The 20,099-nt window shown below is 68.7% G+C and carries 20 protein-coding genes and 3 tRNA genes; 13 read left to right on the top strand and 10 right to left on the bottom strand.

Annotated elements, in window-relative coordinates:
* Positions 1-123: 123 nt before the first annotated feature.
* The 4 genes from QSJ59_RS04910 (at position 124) to QSJ59_RS04895 (ending at position 1,848) form a co-directional block, all read left to right on the top strand.
* Positions 124-195: transfer RNA gene (locus tag QSJ59_RS04910), tRNA-Gln, on the top strand.
* A gap of 68 nt (positions 196-263) precedes the next feature.
* Positions 264-339 (top strand) — tRNA-Glu (locus tag QSJ59_RS04905).
* A 120-nt stretch (positions 340-459) separates the two neighbouring features.
* Positions 460-535, top strand: a tRNA-Glu gene (locus QSJ59_RS04900).
* Positions 536-747: 212 nt separating this feature from the next.
* Positions 748-1,848 carry a PQQ-dependent sugar dehydrogenase gene (locus QSJ59_RS04895; RefSeq protein WP_285757473.1) on the top strand — a complete coding sequence of 367 codons (1,101 nt, stop codon included), beginning with the start codon at positions 748-750 and terminating at the stop codon, positions 1,846-1,848.
* Between the two features lie 43 nt (positions 1,849-1,891).
* Here the strand turns inward: QSJ59_RS04895 and QSJ59_RS04890 are convergent, their stop codons facing one another.
* Positions 1,892-2,578, bottom strand: a complete 687-nt coding sequence (locus QSJ59_RS04890) for an IclR family transcriptional regulator (protein ID WP_285757905.1) — start codon at positions 2,576-2,578, stop codon at positions 1,892-1,894.
* Positions 2,579-2,778: 200 nt separating this feature from the next.
* Between QSJ59_RS04890 and leuC the strand changes: the two genes are divergently transcribed.
* The 4 genes from leuC (at position 2,779) to QSJ59_RS04875 (ending at position 5,400) form a co-directional block, all read left to right on the top strand.
* Complete coding sequence (gene leuC, locus QSJ59_RS04885) at positions 2,779-4,176, top strand: 3-isopropylmalate dehydratase large subunit (RefSeq protein WP_285757472.1); 1,398 nt, start codon at positions 2,779-2,781, stop codon at positions 4,174-4,176.
* Positions 4,177-4,205: 29 nt separating this feature from the next.
* A complete protein-coding gene (leuD, locus tag QSJ59_RS04880; RefSeq protein ID WP_285757471.1) occupies positions 4,206-4,796 on the top strand; it encodes a 3-isopropylmalate dehydratase small subunit in 591 nt (196 codons plus the stop codon).
* Positions 4,775-5,044: an SCO5555 family protein gene (locus QSJ59_RS24420; RefSeq protein ID WP_475471090.1), complete on the top strand. Its 270-nt coding sequence runs from the start codon at positions 4,775-4,777 to the stop codon at positions 5,042-5,044. Before leuD ends, QSJ59_RS24420 begins: the two co-directional genes overlap by 22 nt.
* Before the next feature lie 77 nt (positions 5,045-5,121).
* Positions 5,122-5,400 (top strand): HU family DNA-binding protein, encoded by a 279-nt coding sequence (locus QSJ59_RS04875; protein WP_285757470.1) that lies wholly within the window; start codon positions 5,122-5,124, stop codon positions 5,398-5,400.
* Between the two features lie 81 nt (positions 5,401-5,481).
* On the opposite strand, the gene cofC is transcribed toward QSJ59_RS04875, so the two are convergent.
* Entirely contained in the window at positions 5,482-6,096 is a 615-nt protein-coding gene (cofC, locus tag QSJ59_RS04870) for a 2-phospho-L-lactate guanylyltransferase (RefSeq protein ID WP_285757904.1), read from the bottom strand.
* 229 nt (positions 6,097-6,325) lie between these two features.
* Here cofC and QSJ59_RS04865 point away from each other — a divergent pair, with 229 nt between their 5' ends.
* From QSJ59_RS04865 to QSJ59_RS04850, 4 genes are all read left to right on the top strand, one after another.
* Positions 6,326-7,090 carry a lysophospholipid acyltransferase family protein gene (locus QSJ59_RS04865; RefSeq protein ID WP_285757469.1) on the top strand — a complete coding sequence of 255 codons (765 nt, stop codon included), beginning with the start codon at positions 6,326-6,328 and terminating at the stop codon, positions 7,088-7,090.
* Complete coding sequence (locus QSJ59_RS04860; RefSeq protein WP_285757468.1) at positions 7,087-8,097, top strand: NAD(P)H-dependent glycerol-3-phosphate dehydrogenase; 1,011 nt, start codon at positions 7,087-7,089, stop codon at positions 8,095-8,097. Before QSJ59_RS04865 ends, QSJ59_RS04860 begins: the two co-directional genes overlap by 4 nt.
* A gap of 46 nt (positions 8,098-8,143) precedes the next feature.
* Positions 8,144-9,361, top strand: a complete 1,218-nt coding sequence (locus QSJ59_RS04855; protein WP_285757467.1) for a trans-sulfuration enzyme family protein — start codon at positions 8,144-8,146, stop codon at positions 9,359-9,361.
* A gap of 103 nt (positions 9,362-9,464) precedes the next feature.
* Positions 9,465-10,580, top strand: coding sequence for a D-alanine--D-alanine ligase family protein (locus QSJ59_RS04850; protein ID WP_285757466.1), 1,116 nt, complete (start codon positions 9,465-9,467; stop codon positions 10,578-10,580).
* 46 nt (positions 10,581-10,626) lie between these two features.
* On the opposite strand, the gene QSJ59_RS04845 is transcribed toward QSJ59_RS04850, so the two are convergent.
* From QSJ59_RS04845 to QSJ59_RS04820, 6 genes are all read right to left on the bottom strand, one after another.
* On the bottom strand, positions 10,627-11,412 hold the full coding sequence (locus QSJ59_RS04845; protein WP_285757465.1) for an EI24 domain-containing protein: 786 nt from the start codon (positions 11,410-11,412) through the stop codon (positions 10,627-10,629).
* A 169-nt stretch (positions 11,413-11,581) separates the two neighbouring features.
* Positions 11,582-13,315, bottom strand: coding sequence for a thiol reductant ABC exporter subunit CydC (cydC, locus tag QSJ59_RS04840; protein WP_285757464.1), 1,734 nt, complete (start codon positions 13,313-13,315; stop codon positions 11,582-11,584).
* Positions 13,312-15,084: a thiol reductant ABC exporter subunit CydD gene (cydD, locus tag QSJ59_RS04835; RefSeq protein ID WP_285757463.1), complete on the bottom strand. Its 1,773-nt coding sequence runs from the start codon at positions 15,082-15,084 to the stop codon at positions 13,312-13,314. Before cydD ends, cydC begins: the two co-directional genes overlap by 4 nt.
* A 15-nt stretch (positions 15,085-15,099) precedes the next feature.
* Positions 15,100-16,131 (bottom strand): cytochrome d ubiquinol oxidase subunit II, encoded by a 1,032-nt coding sequence (gene cydB / locus QSJ59_RS04830; protein ID WP_285757462.1) that lies wholly within the window; start codon positions 16,129-16,131, stop codon positions 15,100-15,102.
* 10 nt (positions 16,132-16,141) lie between these two features.
* Positions 16,142-17,572, bottom strand: coding sequence for a cytochrome ubiquinol oxidase subunit I (locus QSJ59_RS04825; RefSeq protein ID WP_285757461.1), 1,431 nt, complete (start codon positions 17,570-17,572; stop codon positions 16,142-16,144).
* A gap of 246 nt (positions 17,573-17,818) precedes the next feature.
* Positions 17,819-18,490 carry a DUF305 domain-containing protein gene (locus QSJ59_RS04820; RefSeq protein ID WP_432707421.1) on the bottom strand — a complete coding sequence of 224 codons (672 nt, stop codon included), beginning with the start codon at positions 18,488-18,490 and terminating at the stop codon, positions 17,819-17,821.
* A gap of 86 nt (positions 18,491-18,576) precedes the next feature.
* Between QSJ59_RS04820 and QSJ59_RS04815 the strand changes: the two genes are divergently transcribed.
* On the top strand, positions 18,577-19,287 hold the full coding sequence (locus tag QSJ59_RS04815; protein ID WP_285757459.1) for a thioredoxin-like domain-containing protein: 711 nt from the start codon (positions 18,577-18,579) through the stop codon (positions 19,285-19,287).
* A gap of 30 nt (positions 19,288-19,317) precedes the next feature.
* On the opposite strand, the gene QSJ59_RS04810 is transcribed toward QSJ59_RS04815, so the two are convergent.
* Entirely contained in the window at positions 19,318-19,800 is a 483-nt protein-coding gene (locus QSJ59_RS04810; protein ID WP_285757458.1) for a DUF3515 domain-containing protein, read from the bottom strand.
* An 18-nt stretch (positions 19,801-19,818) separates the two neighbouring features.
* Positions 19,819-20,052 carry an Lrp/AsnC family transcriptional regulator gene (locus QSJ59_RS04805; protein WP_285757457.1) on the bottom strand — a complete coding sequence of 78 codons (234 nt, stop codon included), beginning with the start codon at positions 20,050-20,052 and terminating at the stop codon, positions 19,819-19,821.
* Between the last annotated feature and the right edge of the window lie 47 nt (positions 20,053-20,099).

Genomic DNA, 20,099 nt, shown 5'->3' with positions numbered 1-20,099 from the left:
GACTCGTTCGGCGCCCCACTCCCGGCCGCCGGTCAACCCGTTCGCGAGCACTCCGGATGTCCGCTAGAGTTATTCCTGCGCCGAGGGGAACAGAGCCAAAGGGCAACGTCCCCCTAAGAGCACTGGGGTATGGTGTAATCGGCAGCACGACTGATTCTGGTTCAGTTAGTCTAGGTTCGAGTCCTGGTACCCCAGCGTCGGGTTTCTCTCACGAAAACCCGCACCGAGTTGGTCTCCAACTCTACTGCGAATAGCAGTCCAAGGCCCCCGTCGTCTAGCGGCCTAGGACGCCGCCCTCTCAAGGCGGTAACGCCGGTTCAAATCCGGTCGGGGGTACCAAGAAAACAGCTTCCACTTCGGTGGGAGCTTTTTTCTCGGAGTCGAGCCGTGGGGTTCGCCTTCACAATGGGACAAGTCGCCTTCCCGATTCGGGTAGCATAAGTCCCGAAGCAGTCCAAGGCCCCCGTCGTCTAGCGGCCTAGGACGCCGCCCTCTCAAGGCGGTAACGCCGGTTCAAATCCGGTCGGGGGTACCACAAAGAGGAGCGTCGCACCTGCACAGGTGCGGCGCTCCTCTTGTTTTCCCCGCTCCTGCCCACCCGTCGTTTCGACAGCGGTCCCGTGTACCGAGCCCGATGTGCTTCCCGGTCGTCCTTGCCGGCGGTGCATCCCGTCCCAGGTGTGAAAGCCGATGGGCGGGGGAGGCCGAGGGCGAACCGAGTGACCGACACGGAGGGTGCGCATGCGGATGAGATCGACGGTCGCCGGAGCAGCCGCGTTGGTGCTGGCGGCCTCCGGGTGTGCCGGAGGACCGGCCGAGGTCGGCGATCCGGCTCGGCAGCCGGAAGGTGCCGAGGGCCGTTCGCTGCCGCCAGGGGAACCCGAGAACGTGGCCACGGGATTGCGTACCCCCTGGGATATCGCGTTCCTGCCCGATGGCGCCGCCCTGGTCTCCGAGCGCGACTCCGGGCGGGTCGTCCGGGTCGAGCCCGGCAAAGACACCGAGGAGGCCGGTGTTGTCGAGGGGGTTGCTTCCGGTGGCGAGGGAGGGCTGCTGGGGCTGGCGATCTCCCCGGATTTCGCCTCCGACTCCGCGGTCTACGCCTACTTCACGACCGACGACGACAACCGCATCGTGCGCATGGACTACGACCGGGCCGAAGGACTGGGAGCCGCGGAGGTGGTCGTCGACAAAATCCCCAAGGCCAGTACGCACAATGGCGGCCGGATCGCTTTCGGCCCGGACGGGATGCTCTACGCGGGTACCGGCGACGCCGGGAGCCCGGAACGCTCGCAGGACATCGATTCCCCCGCGGGAAAGATCCTGCGCATGACCCCGGAGGGCGAGCCGGCCGAGGGCAACCCGTTCGACAATCTGGTCTACAGCTACGGTCACCGCAATGTGCAGGGGCTGGCCTGGGACGAGGACGGACAGCTGTTCGGGGTCGAATTCGGCCAGAACACCTTCGACGAAGTCAACATGATCCAGCCCGGCGCCAACTACGGCTGGCCCGAGGTCGAAGGGACGGGCGGGGGCGACGACTACGTCGACCCCATCGTCACCTGGAGTACGGAGGAGGCGTCCCCCAGCGGAGTGGCGGTGGCGGACGGATCGCTGTGGGTCGCGGCCCTGCGAGGCGAGCGACTGTGGCGGGTGCCGTTGACCGGGGACGAGGACGCCCCGGTACTGGAGCCCGAGGCGCTGTACGTGGGGGAGTACGGGCGTCTGCGCGCAGTTGCCGCCGAGCCCGGTGGCGCGGCCGTCTGGGTCAGCACCAGCAACCACGACGGCCGGGGTGTCGCCGCGGAGGACGACGACCGCCTATTGCGCGTTCCGCTGGAGGACTGACCGAGGCCGGGCCCGCTCCGCGTCCAAAAGGTGCGGGCCCGGCTCAGCGATCGGCCTCCTGGCCGTGCAGCGCCTCACTGATGCGCTCGGCCGCGGCGATGACGGCCTGGGCGTGCAATCGTCCCGGTGAGCGGGTCAGCCGTTCCAGCGGTCCCGAAACCGAGACCGCGGCGATGACGCGTCCTCCCGGACCGGCGATCGGGGCCGACACCGAGGCCACCCCCTGCTCCCGCTCACCGACGCTCTGGGACCAGCGGCGGCGCCGCACCTGCGACAGGGTGGCGGTGGTGAAGTGCGCCCCGCGCAGCGCCCGACGGATTCGTTCGGAGTCCTCCCAGGCCACCAGGACCTGCGCGGCCGAGCCCGCGTTCATCGGGAGCTCAGAGCCCACCGGAACGGTGTCGCGCAGTCCGCTCGTGCGCTCGGCCGCGGCCACGCACACCCTGGTGTCGCCCTGTCGGCGGTAGAGCTGGGCGCTCTCGCCGGTGAGGTCGCGCAACTGCACCAGAACGGGGTTGGCCACAGCCAGCAGCCGGTCCTCGCCGGTGGCGATGGAGAGCTCGCCGAGGCGAGGGCCGAGCACGAACCTGCCCTGGCTGTCACGGGTGACCATGCGGTGGCGCTCAAGGGCGACCGCCAGTCGGTGCGCTGTGGGTCTTGCCAAGCCGGTGATCTGCACCAACTGGGCCAATGACGCGGGCCCGGATTCCAGTGCGTCGAGCACCGTCATCGTCTTGTCCAGCACACCTACGCCACTGGATGGGCTAGAGTTGTCCATGGCTTGATATTGCCGTCTCGCTATTTGGAATGCAAATTCGCTCGCCCGCACGGGCGGATCTGCGTGGGGGACTTCCACGCCGCCCCGTCGGGGTCGTGTGTGGTGGCGAGAAGCTTCCGACAACACCGTCGAGACGCGAGGAGGCGTCGCACATGGCTCGCACGATGGCCGAGAAGGTCTGGGAAGAGCACGTCGTCAGGCGTGCCGACGGAGAACCCGATCTGCTCTACATCGACCTGCACCTGGTCCACGAAGTGACCAGCCCGCAGGCATTCGAAGGGCTGCGCATCGCCGACCGGCCGCTGCGTCGCGCCGACCTCACCATCGCCACCGAGGACCACAACGTCCCGACCGAGAACATCTTTCTGCCGATCGCCGATCCGGTGTCGCGCACCCAGATCGAGACGCTGCGCAAGAACGCCTCCGACTTCGGTGTGCGCCTGCATCCGATGGGCGACATCGAACAGGGCGTCGTCCACGTCATCGGCCCGCAGTTGGGGATCACCCAGCCGGGAATGACCATCGTTTGCGGTGACAGCCACACCAGCACGCACGGTGCGTTCGGTGCGCTGGCATTCGGTATCGGAACCAGCCAGGTCGAGCACGTGATGGCCACCCAGACGCTGCCGCTGGCACCGTTCAAGACGATGGCGGTCAACGTCAAGGGCAGCCTCAAGCCCGGCGTGACATCGAAGGACATCATTCTCGCCGTCATCGCCAAGATCGGCACCGGCGGCGGGCAGGGATACGTCATCGAGTATCGGGGCGAGGCCGTGCGGGCCCTGTCCATGGAAGCCCGGATGACCGTGTGCAACATGTCGATCGAGGCCGGAGCCCGTGCCGGCATGATCGCCCCCGACCAGACCACGTTCGACTACCTGAAGGGCCGTCCGCACGCGCCCGAGGGCGAGCTGTGGGACCAGGCCGTCGCGCACTGGCAGACGCTGGCCACCGACGAGGGCGCGGTCTTCGACCGCGAGGTCGAGCTGGACGCCGACGAGCTCAGCCCGTTCGTCACCTGGGGCACCAACCCCGGCCAGGGAGCACCTCTGGACACCTCCGTGCCCGACCCGGCGTCCTTCGCCGACGCCAGTGAGCGCGCCGCGGCGGAGAAGGCACTGGCCTACATGGACCTGACCCCGGGGACCCCGCTGCGCGAGGTCGCCGTGGACACCGTCTTCGTCGGCTCCTGCACCAACGGCCGCATCGAAGACCTGCGCGCAGCGGCCGAGGTCATCAAGGGGCGCAGGGTCGCCGAGGGGGTGCGCATGATGATCGTCCCGGGCTCCATGCGTGTCAAGGAACAGGCGGCGGCCGAAGGCCTGGACCAGGTCTTCACGGCGGCAGGGGCGGAGTGGCGCGAGGCCGGCTGCTCGATGTGCCTGGGGATGAACCCCGACACCCTCAAGCCCGGCGAGCGCTGCGCCTCCACCTCCAACCGCAACTTCGAGGGCCGTCAGGGCAAGGGGGGCCGTACCCACCTGGTCTCGCCCCTCGTCGCAGCCGCCACCGCGGTGCGGGGCACGCTGTCCTCGCCCGCCGACCTGTAGCCAGCCCTCGACCCTTTAGGAACGCCGACATGGAGAAGTTCACCGTCCACACCGGCCGCGCCGTGCCGCTGCGCTACAGCAACGTGGACACCGACCAGATCATCCCCGCCGTCTACCTCAAGCGGGTCAGCCGCAGCGGGTTCGAGGACGGCCTGTTCGCCGCCTGGCGAGCCGGCGATCCGGACTTCGTGCTCAACAAGCCCGAGTACAAGGACGGAACCGTTCTGATCGCGGGCTCGGACTTCGGTACGGGATCCTCGCGCGAACACGCGGTCTGGGCGCTGCAGAACTACGGTTTCAAGACCGTGCTCGCGCCCCGCTTCGCCGACATCTTCCGCGGGAACTCGCTCAAGGGTGGCCTGCTGACCGTTGTCCTGCCGCAGGAGAGCATCGAATACCTGTGGAACCTCGTGGAGGGCGACCCCACGGCAGAGGTCACGGTGGACCTGGAGGCCCGCGAGGTGCGCGCCCAGGGCCTCACCGAGCCCTTCGAGCTCGACGACTACACCCGCTGGCGGTTGCTGGAGGGGCTCGACGACATCGGCCTGACCCTGCGCCATGTCGACGCCATCACCGAGTTCGAGAAGCAGCGCAAGCCGTGGCTGCCGGTCACCCAGTAGTGCCGGAGGGTGCTGACGGCGGACCGAAAGCCTTTCAGGGACAGGAATTTTACCTTCGCTTGGCACAGCGGCTCAAAGAAGCCCACCGCAGAGCGGACTCGCTGCCGGAGCCTGTCCGGATTCCGCTTATACGTAGGCTTTTGACGGTCACGGAAGGGGTCAAAAGGGATCCGCTGAAAGCCTCGGAACGCCTCGATCGGATGCTCGCAGAGCTGTCAGAACAGGCCCCTGACCCCCCGACACGCTGATTTTCCAGGCGTTTGTATTTGTGTAAGGCCCCTGGTGTCCCCTAATTTCGAGCGAGCAAGGGGGAACCGGAGGAACCATGAACAAGCGTGACCTGATTGACGCGATCTCGGATCGGCTGGGGGACAAGAAGACCGCCACCGAAGCCGTCAACGCTGTACTGGAGACCATCCAGCAGACCGTGGCCAAGGGCGACAAGGTTGCCATCACGGGATTCGGGGTCTTCGAGAAGTCCGAGCGTGCGGCTCGCACCGCACGCAACCCCGCGACCGGGGCCAGCATCGACGTTCCTGCGAGCTTCGTTCCGAAGTTCCGTGCGGGCGCCGACTTCAAGGCCCTGGTCAACGGCGACAAGTAGTAGCGATACCCAGAAGCACGGACTGCCCGGGACACCCTTACCAAGGGCCCCGGGCAGCCGTGTGTCTGCAGAACGAGGACGTCACCCGTCCAGTTCGGCCAGTACCTTGGCCGTGTGCGGCCCCAGACCCAGTGCTGTGGCGGCGCGCAGGTCGTCAGGGGTATCCACGTCGCGGCGGACCGTTTCCACGTCGCTCAGAGCGATCTCCGCGGCTCCGCCGGCCAGATGGCGCAGTCGGGACTCCCCCTCGAACGCGGGCGCGAAGTCGACAGCACCGCGTGCCGCGTACAGGGTGGTCCCCACCCCGGGCGCATCTGCCAGGAAGGACCTCGGATGTGCGGCCGCCGCAGCCAACACCCGATCGAGCTCCTGCGGGCGCAGCGCAGGCAGATCAGCCGACAGGGCGCACACGCCTGATCCTGGACGTATCGCGTCGGCGTGCCGGGCGCCATGACACAGCGCCGCGTTGAGCCCCGGACCGGGCTCGCCGCCCACGATCCTCGCGCCTGGTCCGGCAAGCACGGCGGCGGCCCGGGCATCGTCGGTGACAACGAACACCGCCCCCACGCCGGGGGTGGCCAGGACGGCCAGGACGGTGTCGGTGGCCACCGCGAGGGCCAGATCGTGCCGGTGCCGTCCGGCGAAGCCGGCGAGCCGGCTCTTGGCCGCGGTCAGCCGTTTGACGGGCACCACCATCGACCAACCCGTTCGTGACTGCTCGCCGTTCACCGGCCCCCCTCCGTCTCGCCCAGGCCGACAGAAGAGAGTATGTCCCAGTCCACCCCTGCGCACCCGCCCCGACCTCGTGCCCGACGATGGAGGGCACCCGGACACGACCTAGACTGAAGCGGTTGCGCGGCACGAGACGCACCGCCGGGCCGTGGACGGCGCGGTCGCTGGTGCGCCGAACATGAAGGAGACCACCATGAAACGCCGGGAATCGCCGTTGGTAAAGGTGGTCGTGGCCTCCATAGTCCGCCCGATCATGACCCTCGTCACCAAGGTGAGCTGGCGCGGTCAGGAGAACATCCCGCGTTCGGGGGGCGTGATCATCGCGGCGAACCACATCTCGATGTCGGACCCGCTGACGATCGCGCACTACCTCTACGTGGCTGGTCGGCGGTGGCCGACCTTCACCGCGAAGGAGAGCGTGTTCCGCATTCCCCTCGTCGGCGCGGTCGCCCGAGCCACCGGGCAGATCCCGGTCAGCCGGGGAAGCAGCGACGCGGTCAAGGCCCTGCGGGAGGCGGAGAAGGCCCTCACCCAGGACGGTTCCTCGGTGATCTTCTACCCGGAGGGCACCTGCACCCGGGACCCCCAGCTGTGGCCGATGGTCGCCAAGACCGGTGTCGCACGGCTCGCACTGCAGACCGGGGCCCCGGTCATCCCCGTCTCCCACTGGGGAGAACAGCACCTGCTGCCCTACGGAACCGCCAGGTTCCGTCCCTTCCCCCGCAAGAAGATCCAGTTCACGGCCGGTCCGCCGGTGGACCTGTCCAAGTACCGGGACGAGCCCATGACGGCGACGACGCTGCGCGCCGCGACCGCCGAGATCATGGCCGCCATCGTGGCGCTTCAGGCGCAGCAGCGGGGCGAGGAGCCGCCCGCTGAACTGTTCGATCCCAAGAGGGCCCGGCAGGAGAGCCTTGGGCAGGGCGAGGGCGGAACCACTGCCGAGGAGGCGAAATGACCAAGGTCGCCGTACTCGGCAGCGGTTCCTGGGGGACGGCCTTCGCCAACGTGGTGGCCGACGCCGGGGCCGCCGAGGTCGTGGTGCAGGGAAGACGGGCCTCGGTCGTGGAAGCGATCGATGCCCGGAACGAGAACCCCGACTACTTCCCCGGGATCGCGCTCAACCCGGCGCTGCGTGCCACCACCGATCCGGCGGAAGCGCTCTTTGGAGCCGACGTCGTCGTCATCGCCGTGCCGTCCCAGACGCTGCGCGCCAACCTCACCGCGTGGGCGCCGCTGGTCCCGCGGCACGCCATCGTCGTCAGCCTGATGAAGGGCATCGAAGTCGGCACGTCGTGCCGGATGAGCGAGGTCATCGCCCAGGTCCTGCAACTGCCCGAGGGGCAGATCGCGGTGGTCTCCGGGCCCAACCTGGCCCGGGAGATCGCCGAGCGCGAACCGGCGACCGCCGTGGTGGCCTGCGTCGACGAGGACGCCGCCACCCGTCTCCAGCACATCTGCAAGTCGGCGTACTTTCGCCCCTACACCAACACCGACGTCGTCGGCGCGGAAGTAGGGGGCGCGGTGAAGAACGTGATCGCACTCGCAGTGGGAGTGGCGGTCGGGATGGGATTCGGCGACAACGCCAAGGCGTCCCTGATCACCCGTGGCCTGGCCGAGACGGTGCGCCTGGCGGTCTCCCTGGGGGCGGACGAGCACACTCTGGCCGGGCTGGCCGGCCTGGGCGACCTCGTGGCCACGTGCAGTTCGCCGCTCTCGCGCAACCGCACCTTCGGGGAGAAGCTGGGGACCGGAATGACCCTGGCCGAGGTCATCGCCGAGACCCGACAGACCGCAGAAGGCGTCAAGTCCTCGGAGTCGATCCTCGCCCTGGCGCGCGCGAACGGCGTGGACATGCCGATCACGGAGGCGGTCGTGGGGATGATGCACCACGAACTCCCCCCGGCCGAGGCGCTGCTGGCATTCATGTCGCGCAGTTCCAAGCCCGAGCGTTATGGGGTCTGACCCCCAACCGGCGGATCCACACCGAGCAGGACACTGGAAGGTCCACATGTCGCACGAACACGGTGAGAACACCCGAGCCCTCCGTCTCCCTGCGCCTCCCGCCCCGGTGGGCGATCCCCTGCGGATCCCGGTCCATCGCAGCACCACCTATGCCTTCGCCACCTCCCAGGAGTACGCCGACGTCCTCGACAGCGGCGACGGCTATTCCTACGCCCGTATCGACACCCCGACCGCCGAGGCGTTCGCCCATGCGGTCGCGGCACTCGAAGGACACGGGGTCGACCACGACGTGCGCGGCCAGGCGTTCGCCTCCGGGATGGCCGCCATCAGCACCACCCTGCTGGCGTTGACCGGAGCTGGGGCGCACGTGGTCGCGGCCGTCTCGATCTACGGAAACACCTACTCGCTCCTGGACGGGCTGCTGCGCAGGTTCGGTGTGCACACCGACTTCGTCGACATCACCGACCTGGATGCGGTGCGCGCGACGGTGCGCCCGGACACCGCGCTCATCTTCACCGAGACGCTCTCCAACCCCACCATGGTGGTCTCCGACCTGCCCGCGCTGGCCGGGATCGCCCACGACGCCGGCGCGCTGCTCGTGGTGGACTCCACGTTCGCCTCGCCGGCGGTGTGCCGTCCTCTCGCGCTGGGTGCGGACCTCGTTCTGCACTCGGCCACCAAGTACCTGGGCGGTCACTCCGACGCCACCGGGGGGGTGGTCGTCGGACGCCCCGAACTGGTGGGGCGGGTCCGCTCGGCCCGTGTGGACCTGGGCCCCTGCCTCTCCCCGGATGAGGCATTCCTCCTGCACCGCGGTTTGGAGACGCTTCCGCTCCGGGTGGCCCGCCAGTGCGCCTCGGCCTCGGAGTTCGCAGCGGCTGTACGCGACCACCCTGCTGTTGCCCGGGTGGATCATCCGAGCCTGCCCGACCATCAAGGGCACGCGCTCGCGGGCAAGCTCTTCGATGCCGACGGGCACGGCACCCGTTATGGTGCGGTCGTCACCGTCACACCGCACGGTGGGCGCTCCGCGGGCATGGCCCTGGCCGACCATCTGCACGTGGCCACCATCGCCGCCTCGTTGGGGGGGACCCACACCCTGGTCGGCCACGTGGGATCGACCACGCACCGCCAGATGCCGGACGCCGCGCTGTCCGAGGCCGGGATCGACCCCGCCGCGGTGCGTTTCTCCATCGGCCTGGAAGACCCGGCGGATCTCATCGCCGACACCCTGGCCGCACTCGACCAGTGCGGCACGGCCTGACCCCGGTGTGCACCACCGAGCCGTTCGATTGTGTCGAACTCCCCGTTTCGGAACGCTTCCAGTGTTTCCGGATGCGGGGATGAGCGAGATAGGGTCATGCACCATGGCCGAGCAGCAAAAGATTCGGGTCGCCGTCGTCTTCGGCGGGCGCAGCTCCGAACACGAGATCTCCTGCGTGACAGCGGGAAGCGTCCTGTCCGTCATCGACACCGACCGCTACGAGGTCGTCCCGATCGGGATCACCCGGGCGGGGGGCTGGGTGCTCAGTGCGGGCGACCCCCGGTCGTTGGCGATCACCGACAAAGAGTTGCCCACCGTGTCTGGTGACGGCACCGCGCTGGCGCTGCCTTTCGACGCCGACTCCACGTTTTTGGAGGTGTCCCCGGGACAGGCGCCGCGTGCCCTGGAGCGTGTGGACGTCGTCCTGCCCCTGCTGCACGGGCCGTTCGGCGAGGACGGCACCATCCAGGGCCTGTTCGAAATGGTGGGCGCGCGCTACGCGGGCGCCGGGGTGTTCGCCAGCGCCGCGTCGATGGACAAGGTCTTCATGAAGGCCATGCTCACCGGTCAGGGGATCAAAACCGGCCCCTATGTAGCGGTCACCGACCGTGCGTGGACCCGGGAGCGCAAGCGTGTCCTGGACGACGTCGCCGCGCTCGGCGGCACGGTCTTCGTCAAGCCTGCTCGCGCGGGATCCAGCATCGGCATCAGCAAGGTCGCCGACGCCTCTGACACCGAGGCCGTCTCGGCCGCGATCGAGACGGCTCGTGCTCACGACCCCAAGGTCATCGTCGAGGCGGGCATCAGCGGTCGTGAGATCGAGTGCGGGGTGCTGGAGTCCCTGGACGGTGGGGCCCCCGACGTATCGCTGCCTGCCGAGATCCACGTGGCCGAAGGCTTCGACTTCTACGACTTCGAAGCCAAGTACCTCTCGACCAGTAGCCTGACGATCCCGGCTGGACTGCCCGTGGGCGTCACCGAGCGGTTGCGCACGTTGGCCGCGGAGACCTTCGAGGCCATGGGGTGCGAGGGGCTGGCCCGCGTCGACTTCTTCTACGGCGACGACGGTGAGATCTACGTCAACGAGATCAACACCATGCCCGGTTTCACTCCCAGTTCGGCCTTCCCGCAGATGTGGGCGGCCACCGGTGTCGACTACGCAGCCTTGGTGGACCGGCTGATCCAGACGGCGCTGCGCAGGGACACCGGACTGCGCTAGGCCCTACGGGCCGCACCCCGGTGCGGCCCCGCCGCGGGTCCGCTCCTCAGGCGGCCGCGGGAGGCTGCGGGGCCACGGGCCCCGCCGGGGTCAGGGAGCGGGCCAGGATGGTTCCCCCCGCGGTGGCCGCGGGGAACACCACCACCGCAACGAACGGGATCGACAGCAGCAGGAACGTCGGAACCGCGAACCCCAGCACCCGCAGCCGCCGCCTCCGCATACCCACGCGCCTGTCGCGCAGGCGGCGCAGTCCCCGCCGGTCGAAGGCCGCGCCCACCAGTTCGATGCACAACATCCAGCCGCCGAACACCGCAGAGACGACCGGGACCACGGTCTGCCCGACGGCCGGGACGAAGCCGAATGCGAACAGCAGGATCGCCACGCTCACCGAGATCAGGATGAGTGCAGCGGACTGCCGTATGCTGCGCACCACTGAACCCACCAGCGGCTCGTCCACCGGTTCAGGGGCATCCCCGAGCTCGTCCTCGACGGCCTCGGCGATCTTGTCGTACAGCGGGAAGCCCAGCGCCAGCGTGATCGTGGTGAACGAGATCACCATCACCAGCACGGATGCGGCCACCAGGGCGGCGCCCGCCGCCACCCGCAGCAGGGTCGCCCAGGCCGGGTCCCACCCCTGGGCGAACGGCGTCATCCACACGGCTATGTCGTCGATCTGGGACAACAGGGTGATCAGCGCGCCCAGGAACACCACCGATGTGATCAGGGGCGGGATCGCGCCGAGCAGGAACAGTCGGGGACGACGCACAATCATGCCGAATCCGCGCAACAGTACGCCGACACCAGTGAAGATCTCACGCAGGGGATTGCTCACGAGGCGACAATAGCGCCGTATCGGGGTTCCGGCTCGCGCGGGAGGTGTGGCCGAGTCGGATACGCGCCTCGGGGTGGGCCGAGCGGGCCGGACCGCAGGCGTGCCGTATGCGCCCCCACGGCCCAGGACGCCGTGACCGTCGACCGAACCGGCGACCGGTTCGAAGACGTCATCGGGACGCCAGGCCGTGCGCGCGGCGGTACCAGCCCTCGGTGCCCAGCAGTTCGGCGTGCGACCCCTGTTGGACCACCCTGCCCGCCACGATCACGTAGATCCTGTCCATCTCCGAGAGCCCTGTCAGGTCGTGGGTGATGAGCAGGGTCGCGCAGCCGCGTGCGGCGTCCAGCAGGTCGGCCAGCACCACGTCCCGGGTCTCGGGGTCCAGGTGAGTCGTGGGCTCGTCCAGTACCAGGATGCGCGGCGCGGACAACAGCGCGCGGGCCAGCGCCAGACGGTGCCGCATGCCACCGCTCAACCGGGTGCCGTGCGAGCCCACCTCCGTATCCAGGCCACTGGGCATCGCGCGCACGTCCTCGGCCAGCCGGACCCGTTCCAGTACCGACCACAGTTCCTCGTCCGTGCAGCCGGGCCGGGCCAGGCGCAGGTTCTCGCGCAGCGTGCTGGCGAAGACGTGTGGATCCTGGGGGACCCCGCTGATCGCACGGCGGATCTCGTCCGCCGGATAGGCGGTTATGGCGGTCCCACCCAGCTCGACCGTGCCACCGTCAGGGTCGCGGAACCGCAGCAGTACCGATGCGAGAGTGCTCTTGCCCGCGCCGCTGGGGCCGAGGACCGCGATCCGTCGCCCCGGTTCCAGGTCCAGGTCGATCCCGTCCAGGGCCCAGGGCTCGTCGGTGCCGTAGCGCATGCGCAGGTCCCGTACCTTCAGGGCGAGGTCGCCCTCGGGCAGTATCTCGGCGGAGTCGGTGCCGCCGATCGCTGATTCGGTGTCCAAGACGTCGAACAGCCGTGCGCCACTGGCTCGTACCGATCCCAGTCGCGCCGCCACCGCGGGCAGGGGCGCGACCACTTCGAAGGCCGCCAGTGCCGTCAGCACCAGGACCGCCATCGGGATCGGGCCCAGCGTGCCGTCCTCGACGGCGGCTACTCCCAGCAGCAGTGTCGCCCACACGGTGAGGCCGGCGACCAGCGCGCTGGCTCCCGCGCCGAAACCCAACAGTGCCGCGTCGCGGCGCGCGATCCGGGTCAACTCGCCGTCGGCGCGCTTTACACGCCGTACGGCCTGATCCATTGCGCCGTAGGCCACCAGATCCGGTGCACCGTAGAGGGTGTCCACCAAGGACGAGGAGAGCTCGCCGCGCGCCGCTGCCTGGCGTGCACCGGGACCCTTGCCAAGGGCAGCCGCGACCAGAGGCACGGCGAGCCCGGCCAGCAACAGGCCGGTCGCCAGGAGCAGGCCGCCCGGGACGAGCAGGGCGGTGCTCAGCCCCACCACCGCAGCCCCCACCAGAAAGGAGACCAGGGGCGGAGTGAGTCCGCGGACCAGAAGGTCCTGAGTGGCATCGGTATCGTTGACCAGTCGCGACACCAGGTCCCCGGAGCGGAACCGGCGAATCGGTTCGGTGCGGGCCAACCGCTCGTACACCCGAACGCGCACGTCTGCCAGAGTGCGGAAGGCCGCGTCGTGGGTGACCAGGCGTTCCAGGTAGCGGGTTACCCCCCGGCTCACGCCGAGCGCCCGGGTTGCCACGACCGCGACGCTCAGTGCGGTGATCGGCGGGTGGGTGGCTGCGGTGGCCAGTAGCCAGGCCGCGGTGGCCAGCAGTCCGACCCCTGAAGCGGTGGCCAGTGCGCCCAGGAGCACGCCGAGCGCGAATCGGGCGCCCCGCGGGCGGGCCAGCGCGACCATTCGCCACAGCGGTTCGGTAGTGAGGCGGCTCATGCGACGGCTCCGGTCCGGCCGGCATCGATGTGGAGGGTTTCGTCCACCAGATCGGCCCATCCGTGGTCGTGGGCGACGATGATCCCGGCTCTGCCCTGAAGAAGCCGGGCGACTCCTGTCCGCACCGCTGCGGCGTTGTCGGGATCCAGGTGCGCGGTCGGTTCGTCCAGCAGCACGAGGGGGGCATCGCGCAGGAAGGCGCGGGCCAGCGCGATGCGCTGGCGCTGCCCGGCCGACAGCCGGGCACCCCGTTCGCCCAGCCGGGTGCCGTAGCCCTCGGGAAGTGCGGTGATGAAGTCGTGGGCCTCGGCGAGCTCGGCGGCACGGCGCACCCTGGCCGTGTTCGCAGCTGGTGCGCCCAGCCGGATGTTGTCCAGCACGGTGTCGTCGAAGAGGTAGGGGTGTTGGGGGACCCAGGCGATCCGTTCGCGCCAGCGCTGTACGTCCACCTCGGAAAGGAGGGCCGGGTGGCTGCCGTCAGGACGCTCCACCCAGATCGCCCCCTGTGTGGGTTCGGCAAAACGCAGCAGCAGTGTCAGCAACGAGCTCTTGCCCGATCCGCTGGGCCCGTTCAGCAGCAGACGGTGCTGCGGTCCGACCACCAACGAGATTCCCGACAGTGCAGGGAACTCGCGGTCGGGGTAGGTCAGCCCCACGTCCTCCAAACGGACCTGGAGCGGCCCGTCCGGCAGTGAGGCGACACGCTGTGCTTCGGTCGATGCGGTGGACGGGACCCCGGTGTCGGCCTGCTCCTCCAGGACCGTGAACACCTGCTCGGCTGCGGCCACACCCTCCATGCTGGCGTGGAAACGCGCTCCGACCTCGCGTAGCGGCAGGTAGGCCTCAGGGGCGAGGATCAGGACCAGCAGTGCGGTCTCGAAGTCCAATTGTCCGTACATCAGACGCAGCCCCACCTCGACCGCCACCAGCGCAACGGCGAGCGTGGCCAGAAGTTCGAGAACGAACGCGGACAGGAACGCCACGCGCAGGGTTCCCATGGTGGCGGCGCGGTGTTCGTCGGTGATGCGTCGGATGATTGCTGCCTGGGCCTTGGCCCGACGAAACACCGCGAGCGTCGGCAGGCCTTCCACCACGTCGAGGAAATGGCCGCCCAGACGGTTCAACAACCCCCATTGGCGCTGGGTCCTGGCCTGGGTGTGCCAGCCGACCAGCGCCATGAAGACCGGGATGAGTGGCAGGGTGAGCCCGATGACGACGGCCGAGATCCAGTCGGCCCGGACCACCACCACGAGGACGGCGATGGGAACGAGCACCGCGAGCACCAGTTGCGGGAGATACCGGGCGAAGTAGTCATCCAGCGCGTCCAGGCCGCGGGTGGTGAGCGTGGCCAGTTCGCCGGCGCGCGGGGTACTCGTTCCCGTTTCGTCGGGTCTGGTCTGACCGGACAGCCAGACCGGACCCGGTCCGCCCGCTCCGTGGGAGCGGGCGGGGGCTTCGGTCGTGCCGGTCACGTGTGCGATGAGCCGGCGGCGCAACTGCGATTTGGCGTTGGCGGCCGAGCGGAGAGCCGCGGCCTCCGACCCGTAGGCCAGTGCGGCTCGCGCAACGGCTACGGCCGCCACTGCCGTGACCGCCCAGGACAGGTCCGCCAGCCCCGACCCCGCGGTGGCCCCGGCGATGACGTGAGCGAGCAGCCATGCCTGGGCCAGGACCAGGGCGGTGACGCCCACACCGCACACCGCCGTCACCGCCAGGTGCAGGCGTACCGCGCTGGCTGCGCGGACCAGCCGGGGGTCGAGGGGCTTCATCGCGGTCGTCCTTGTCTAACCGGCGGACGGTGCGCTGCCACCGTAAGCGGGGGTCGGTTCGATGTGCTCGCGGGTGACCCGTTTGCGAAACACCCAGTAGCTCCAACTCTGGTAGCCGATCACGACGGGCAGCGCCACCAGGGCGACCCACGACATCAGGGTCAGCGTGTAGTCGGCCGAGGAGGCGTTGGCGATGGTCAGGCTGTACGCGGGGTCCGTCGTGGAGGGAAGTACATCGGGGAAGACCGAGCCGAACAACAGCACGGTCGCCGCGGCGATGGCCACCGCGGTCGAGGTGAACGACCACCCCTCGCGTCCCCGGACGGCCAGCCACACCCCGGCCGCCAGCGCCAGAGCAGCCCCGAGCGCCAGTGGCAGGGTCCACGGTTTCCCGTAGGCCGCCTGGGTCCAGGCCAGGAAGACGATTGCCGCGGGCAGCGCCACCAGGGCGACCCGTCCGACCGCGCGTCGGGCCAGTACGCGCACCTCGCCGTCGGTCTTGAGGGTCAAAAACACCGCGCCGTGCAGGGTGAACATCGACAACGTGGTCAGTCCGCCGAGCAGTGCGTAGGGGTTGAGCAGGTCGAGCAGACTGGCCGTGACGATCTGGTCGGGGCCCATCTCCACGCCCCGCACGATGTTGGCGAACGCGACTCCCCACAGCAGCGCCGGCACGGCGCTTCCCCAGAAGATCGCCTGGTCCCAGCGGGCCCGCCAACGGTCGTCGTCGACCTTGGCGCGGTACTCGAAGGCCACACCGCGCACGATCAGCGCCACGAGAATGAGCAGGAGCGGGAGGTAGAAGCCGCTGAACAGGGACGCGTACCACGCCGGAAACGCCGCGAGCATCGCGCCGCCCGCCGTGATGACCCACACCTCGTTGCCGTCCCAGACCGGTCCGATCGAATTGATCATGACGCGCCGGTCCGTATTGGTGCGTCCGAGGAAGGGGAGGAGGGTGCCCACCCCGAAGTCGAAGCCTTCGAGGATGAAGTACCCGGTCCACAACACCGCGATGGCGAGGAACCAGATGAGTGCGAGATCCATGGCCGCTCTCCTAGTAGACGAACGCGGGGACGTTGGCGGAGTGGTCGGGGTCGTCGTCCTGGGGAGGTGTGACGTGCGTGGGACCCGCCTTGACGTAACGCCACAGCAGGCCCGCCTCCACCACGGCCAGCGTTCCGTAGAGCAGGGTGAAGACCGTCAGGGAGAAGGCGACCTCGGTCAGGCTCACCCCCGGTGAGACGCTGTCCGCGGTGAGCAGGACGCCGTGCACCGTCCAGGGCTGACGGCCCATCTCGGTCAGGATCCAACCGAACGTGTTGGCCAGCAGTGCGGCGGGCAGTCCGAGGATCGCTGCGCGGTAGAACCAGCCGCTGCGCGGGAGCCGGCCCTTGCGGGTGAGCCACAGTCCCAGGACGGCGATCCCGATCCCGAAGAACCCGAACCCCATCATCAGGCGGAACGACCAGTAGAGGATGAAGATGTTGGGCGTGTAGTCACCGGGGCCGTAGGCGGCCTCGTACGTGGCCTGGATGTCGTTGATGCCCTCGACCGTGCCGCCGAACTCCCCGGTCGCCAGGAAGCTGAGCACGTAGGGCACCCCCAGGTCCACGATGTTGTTCCCGGCCTCCGTGTCACCGACGGCGAACATCGAGAAGTGCGCGGCGTCTTCGGTGTTCCACAGTGCCTCGGCGCCGGCGAGCTTCATGGGTTCGTACTCGGCCGCGAGCTTGGCCTGGTTGTCACCGGAGTAGATGGAGAGCACGCCGGCGATCATCGTCACGATCAGACCGGTTCGCAGAGCTTTGCGGAACAGTTCGTGCTCACCGGTGGTCGCGCCGCCGTCGCCGCCCGAGCGTGCCCGCCAGAGCTTGAACGCGCTGACCGCGACCACGAACAGGCCGGCGGTGATGAAGGAGCCGGCGAGGACGTGGACGAAGGTCGACGAGGACTGGGGGCTGCTGAGGACCGCCCAGATGTCGGTGAGCTCGGCGCGGCCGGTGTCGGGGTTCACGGTGTAGCCCACCGGGTTCCGCATCCACGAGTTGGCGGCCAGGATGAAGTAGGCCGAGAGGTTGGAACCGATCGCGGCGGCCCAGATGCATGCCAGGTGAACTCCGCGGGGCAGCTTGTCCCAGCCGAAGATCCACAGTCCGATGAAGGTGGACTCCAGGAAGAAGGCCAGCAGCGCTTCCATTGCCAGTGGCGCCCCGAAGATGTCGCCGACGAAACGCGAGTACTCGCTCCAGTTCATTCCGAACTGGAACTCCTGCACGATCCCGGTGACCACTCCCATCGCGAAGTTGATCAGGAAGAGCTTGCCGAAGAACTTCGTCGCCTGGAGGTACTCGTGCTTGCCGGTTCGGTACCAGGCGGTCTGCAGGCTCGCCACGATCACGGACAGCCCGATCGTCAGCGGAACGAACAGGAAGTGGTAGACGGTGGTGATTCCGAACTGCCACCGTGCGAGATCTAGTGCTTCCATGCGGCCTCTCCAGACGCCCCGACCCGACGGCCGGTAGTACTACGAAGTGTAGTTCTACGGCTTGTAGTAATCCAGCGCAGCTGTGCCCGCTATGGGTTCCCGGTAGCCGAAAACGCCTATGGGAAAAGGAGTGCGGTGCGGTCTCGTAGGCAGTGTGAGCTGCGCCAAAGCCAGAAAAGGCGACGGGGGGCGATGCGTGGGGGGAGGCGGGCGGAGGCGGTGTGAGTCCGGCCACGCCCTGGTCGATCAGTCGTCGACCGGTTCGGCTCCGCGCTCGACGAGCATGTCGTTCATCAGGTCGATCTCGCTCTGTTGAGCGGTTCCCATGCCGCCGGCCAGGGTGACGACCATTTGGTCCCCGGCGAGATCGGCTCCGGCCTCGGCCATCTCGATGCCGCCCTTGTGGTGGGCGATCATCAGTTCGAGGAACAAGATCTCGGCGTCGGTCCCGGAGGCGTCGGCGAGGGAGCGCATCTGCTCGTCGGTCGCGAGTCCGGGCATTCGGTCGGGGGCCCCACCTGAGGGGCCTCCGTGGTCGTGACCGGCCATCCAGGTCATCGGCGGCTGCGAACCCCGAGCGGTCAGCCCCCACTGCACCAGCCAACCTTGCATGCGGCCGATCTGGGCCTGCTGGGTGCGGGCGATGTCGTAGGAGACCGCCTTGAGCCGGGGCTCGTCGGTCTCGTCATAGATGATCATCGCCATGTCGACGGCCTGGGCGTGATGAGTACTCATGTCGCGGAGGAAGCCCGCGTCGGCCGATGTGTCCAGGGGATGGCCGGGACGGCCCAGTACGAAACCGGCGACGAGCGCAGCCACGACGAAGAAGACCGTGAGGGGGAGCGGAACCGTGCGTCGGGTCTTCTCCGCCGTCAACGGTGCGTCCCTCTCGGCGCCTTCGTTATCCACGGGAACCATCCTGGTCAATTCAACGTTTTCTGGGCGAATATCATCCCTGGAACATAACCAATCACATCTGTACCACGGTCGAGGAGGAAACCCGGGTGAGCAAGAGCTCAGCGCAGAGACGGCGTGAGAAAGCCGCGGAAATCCGTGCCCAGCGGCAGCGCGAGGCCCGGAGGAACAAGATCCTCAAGACAGCGGGTGCCGTCACCGCCGCCGTTGTCGTCGTCGGCGGGGTTGGCTTCGCAGGCTACATGGAGTACAAGCGCCGCAACATCGACGGCGTCCAGGAGTTCTCCGGCCTGACCAACAACCACGTCACCGAGTCGGTCGACTACGACCAGAGCCCCCCGGTCGGCGGCGACCACAACTCCCTCTGGCAGAACTGCGGTGTCTACGCCGCGCCCCTGGAGCCCACGCACGCGGTCCACTCCCTGGAGCACGGGGCGGTCTGGATCAACTACGATCCCGACCTGCCCGCCGACCAGGTCGAGCAGTTGGACGCCTTCTACACCCCTGGAAGCTACGTCATCGTCTCCCCCTACGAGGGCGAACTCGAATCGCCCGTCGTCGCCACCGCCTGGGGCAAGATGCTCGCGGTGGACGGCCCCGACGACGACCGGCTGAAGAACTTCGTCCAGCTCTACGAGCGCAACCCCAACGTGCCTGAGCCCGGTGCCGCGTGCTCGGGCCAGGTGGACCTCACCGCCGCCGAGATCGACGACTTGCGTGCCCAGCAGGAAGGGGCCGCTGACGACCCCGCCGCTGAGGAGGAGGGCGCCCCAGCCGAAGAGGAGACCCCCGCGGGGTGAGCAAGGCCCCGGACTCCCCGCGCAGACCGGCTACAGCTCACCGGCAGGCAGCGCGGGGACGTCCTGGGCGACGAGTTCGCTGAGCGCGACCAGGCCGAGGGCCGGCGGCTGGTACGCCTGGGGGATCGACACCTCCACATAGGCCTCCCGGCCCACCGCGGTGAAAAGGGTCGGCCGTTCGGCCGGCTCGCCCAGCCACGTGATGTCGTTGACCACGAACAGCTCCGAGTCGGGGCGCAGGCCCTCGGGGCGCGGAACCCCGCAGCGCAGCGCAATCGTCGGTGAGCCCCAGGCCGCCACGAACTCCGAGTCCGGCTCGACCTCCACCCGCTCCTGCTCGTAGAGGGTGCCCGGCAGCCCCGGCATAAGCGTCCGGCACGCCGCGGCGGCGGGGCCCTCGGGCTCGGTCGCGGGTACACGGACGGCGCCACAGCCGCTCAGTGCCAGAACCACGGTCGCCAACACCACCGCCGGTACACGCCCAGCTGCGCGTTCGAGCACCCAGGCGCGCATGTTCCACTCCAGACGGACTCAGATGTTGACGATCGGGCAGGTGAGGGTGCGGGCGATGCCTTCGAGCCGTTGGATCCGGGCGACCACGAGGCGACCGAGAGCGTCCACGTCGTCGGCTTGGGCTCGCACCACTACATCGTAGGGGCCCGTGACGTCCTCGGCTTCGGTCACGCCTTCGATCCCGGCGATCTCCCGGGCGACCTGAGCGGCCCGGCCGACCTCTGTCTGGATCAAAATGTAGGCACGCACCATGGAAAACCCCTCTGCGACATTGCGTTCGATCCTGCGTGGGCCTCCCA

Source organism: Nocardiopsis ansamitocini, assembly GCF_030268225.1.
GTDB classification, from domain to species: domain Bacteria; phylum Actinomycetota; class Actinomycetes; order Streptosporangiales; family Streptosporangiaceae; genus Nocardiopsis_D; species Nocardiopsis_D ansamitocini.
Note: the sequence above shows the minus strand (reverse complement) of the source record. Positions and strands in the feature narration are given on the sequence as shown.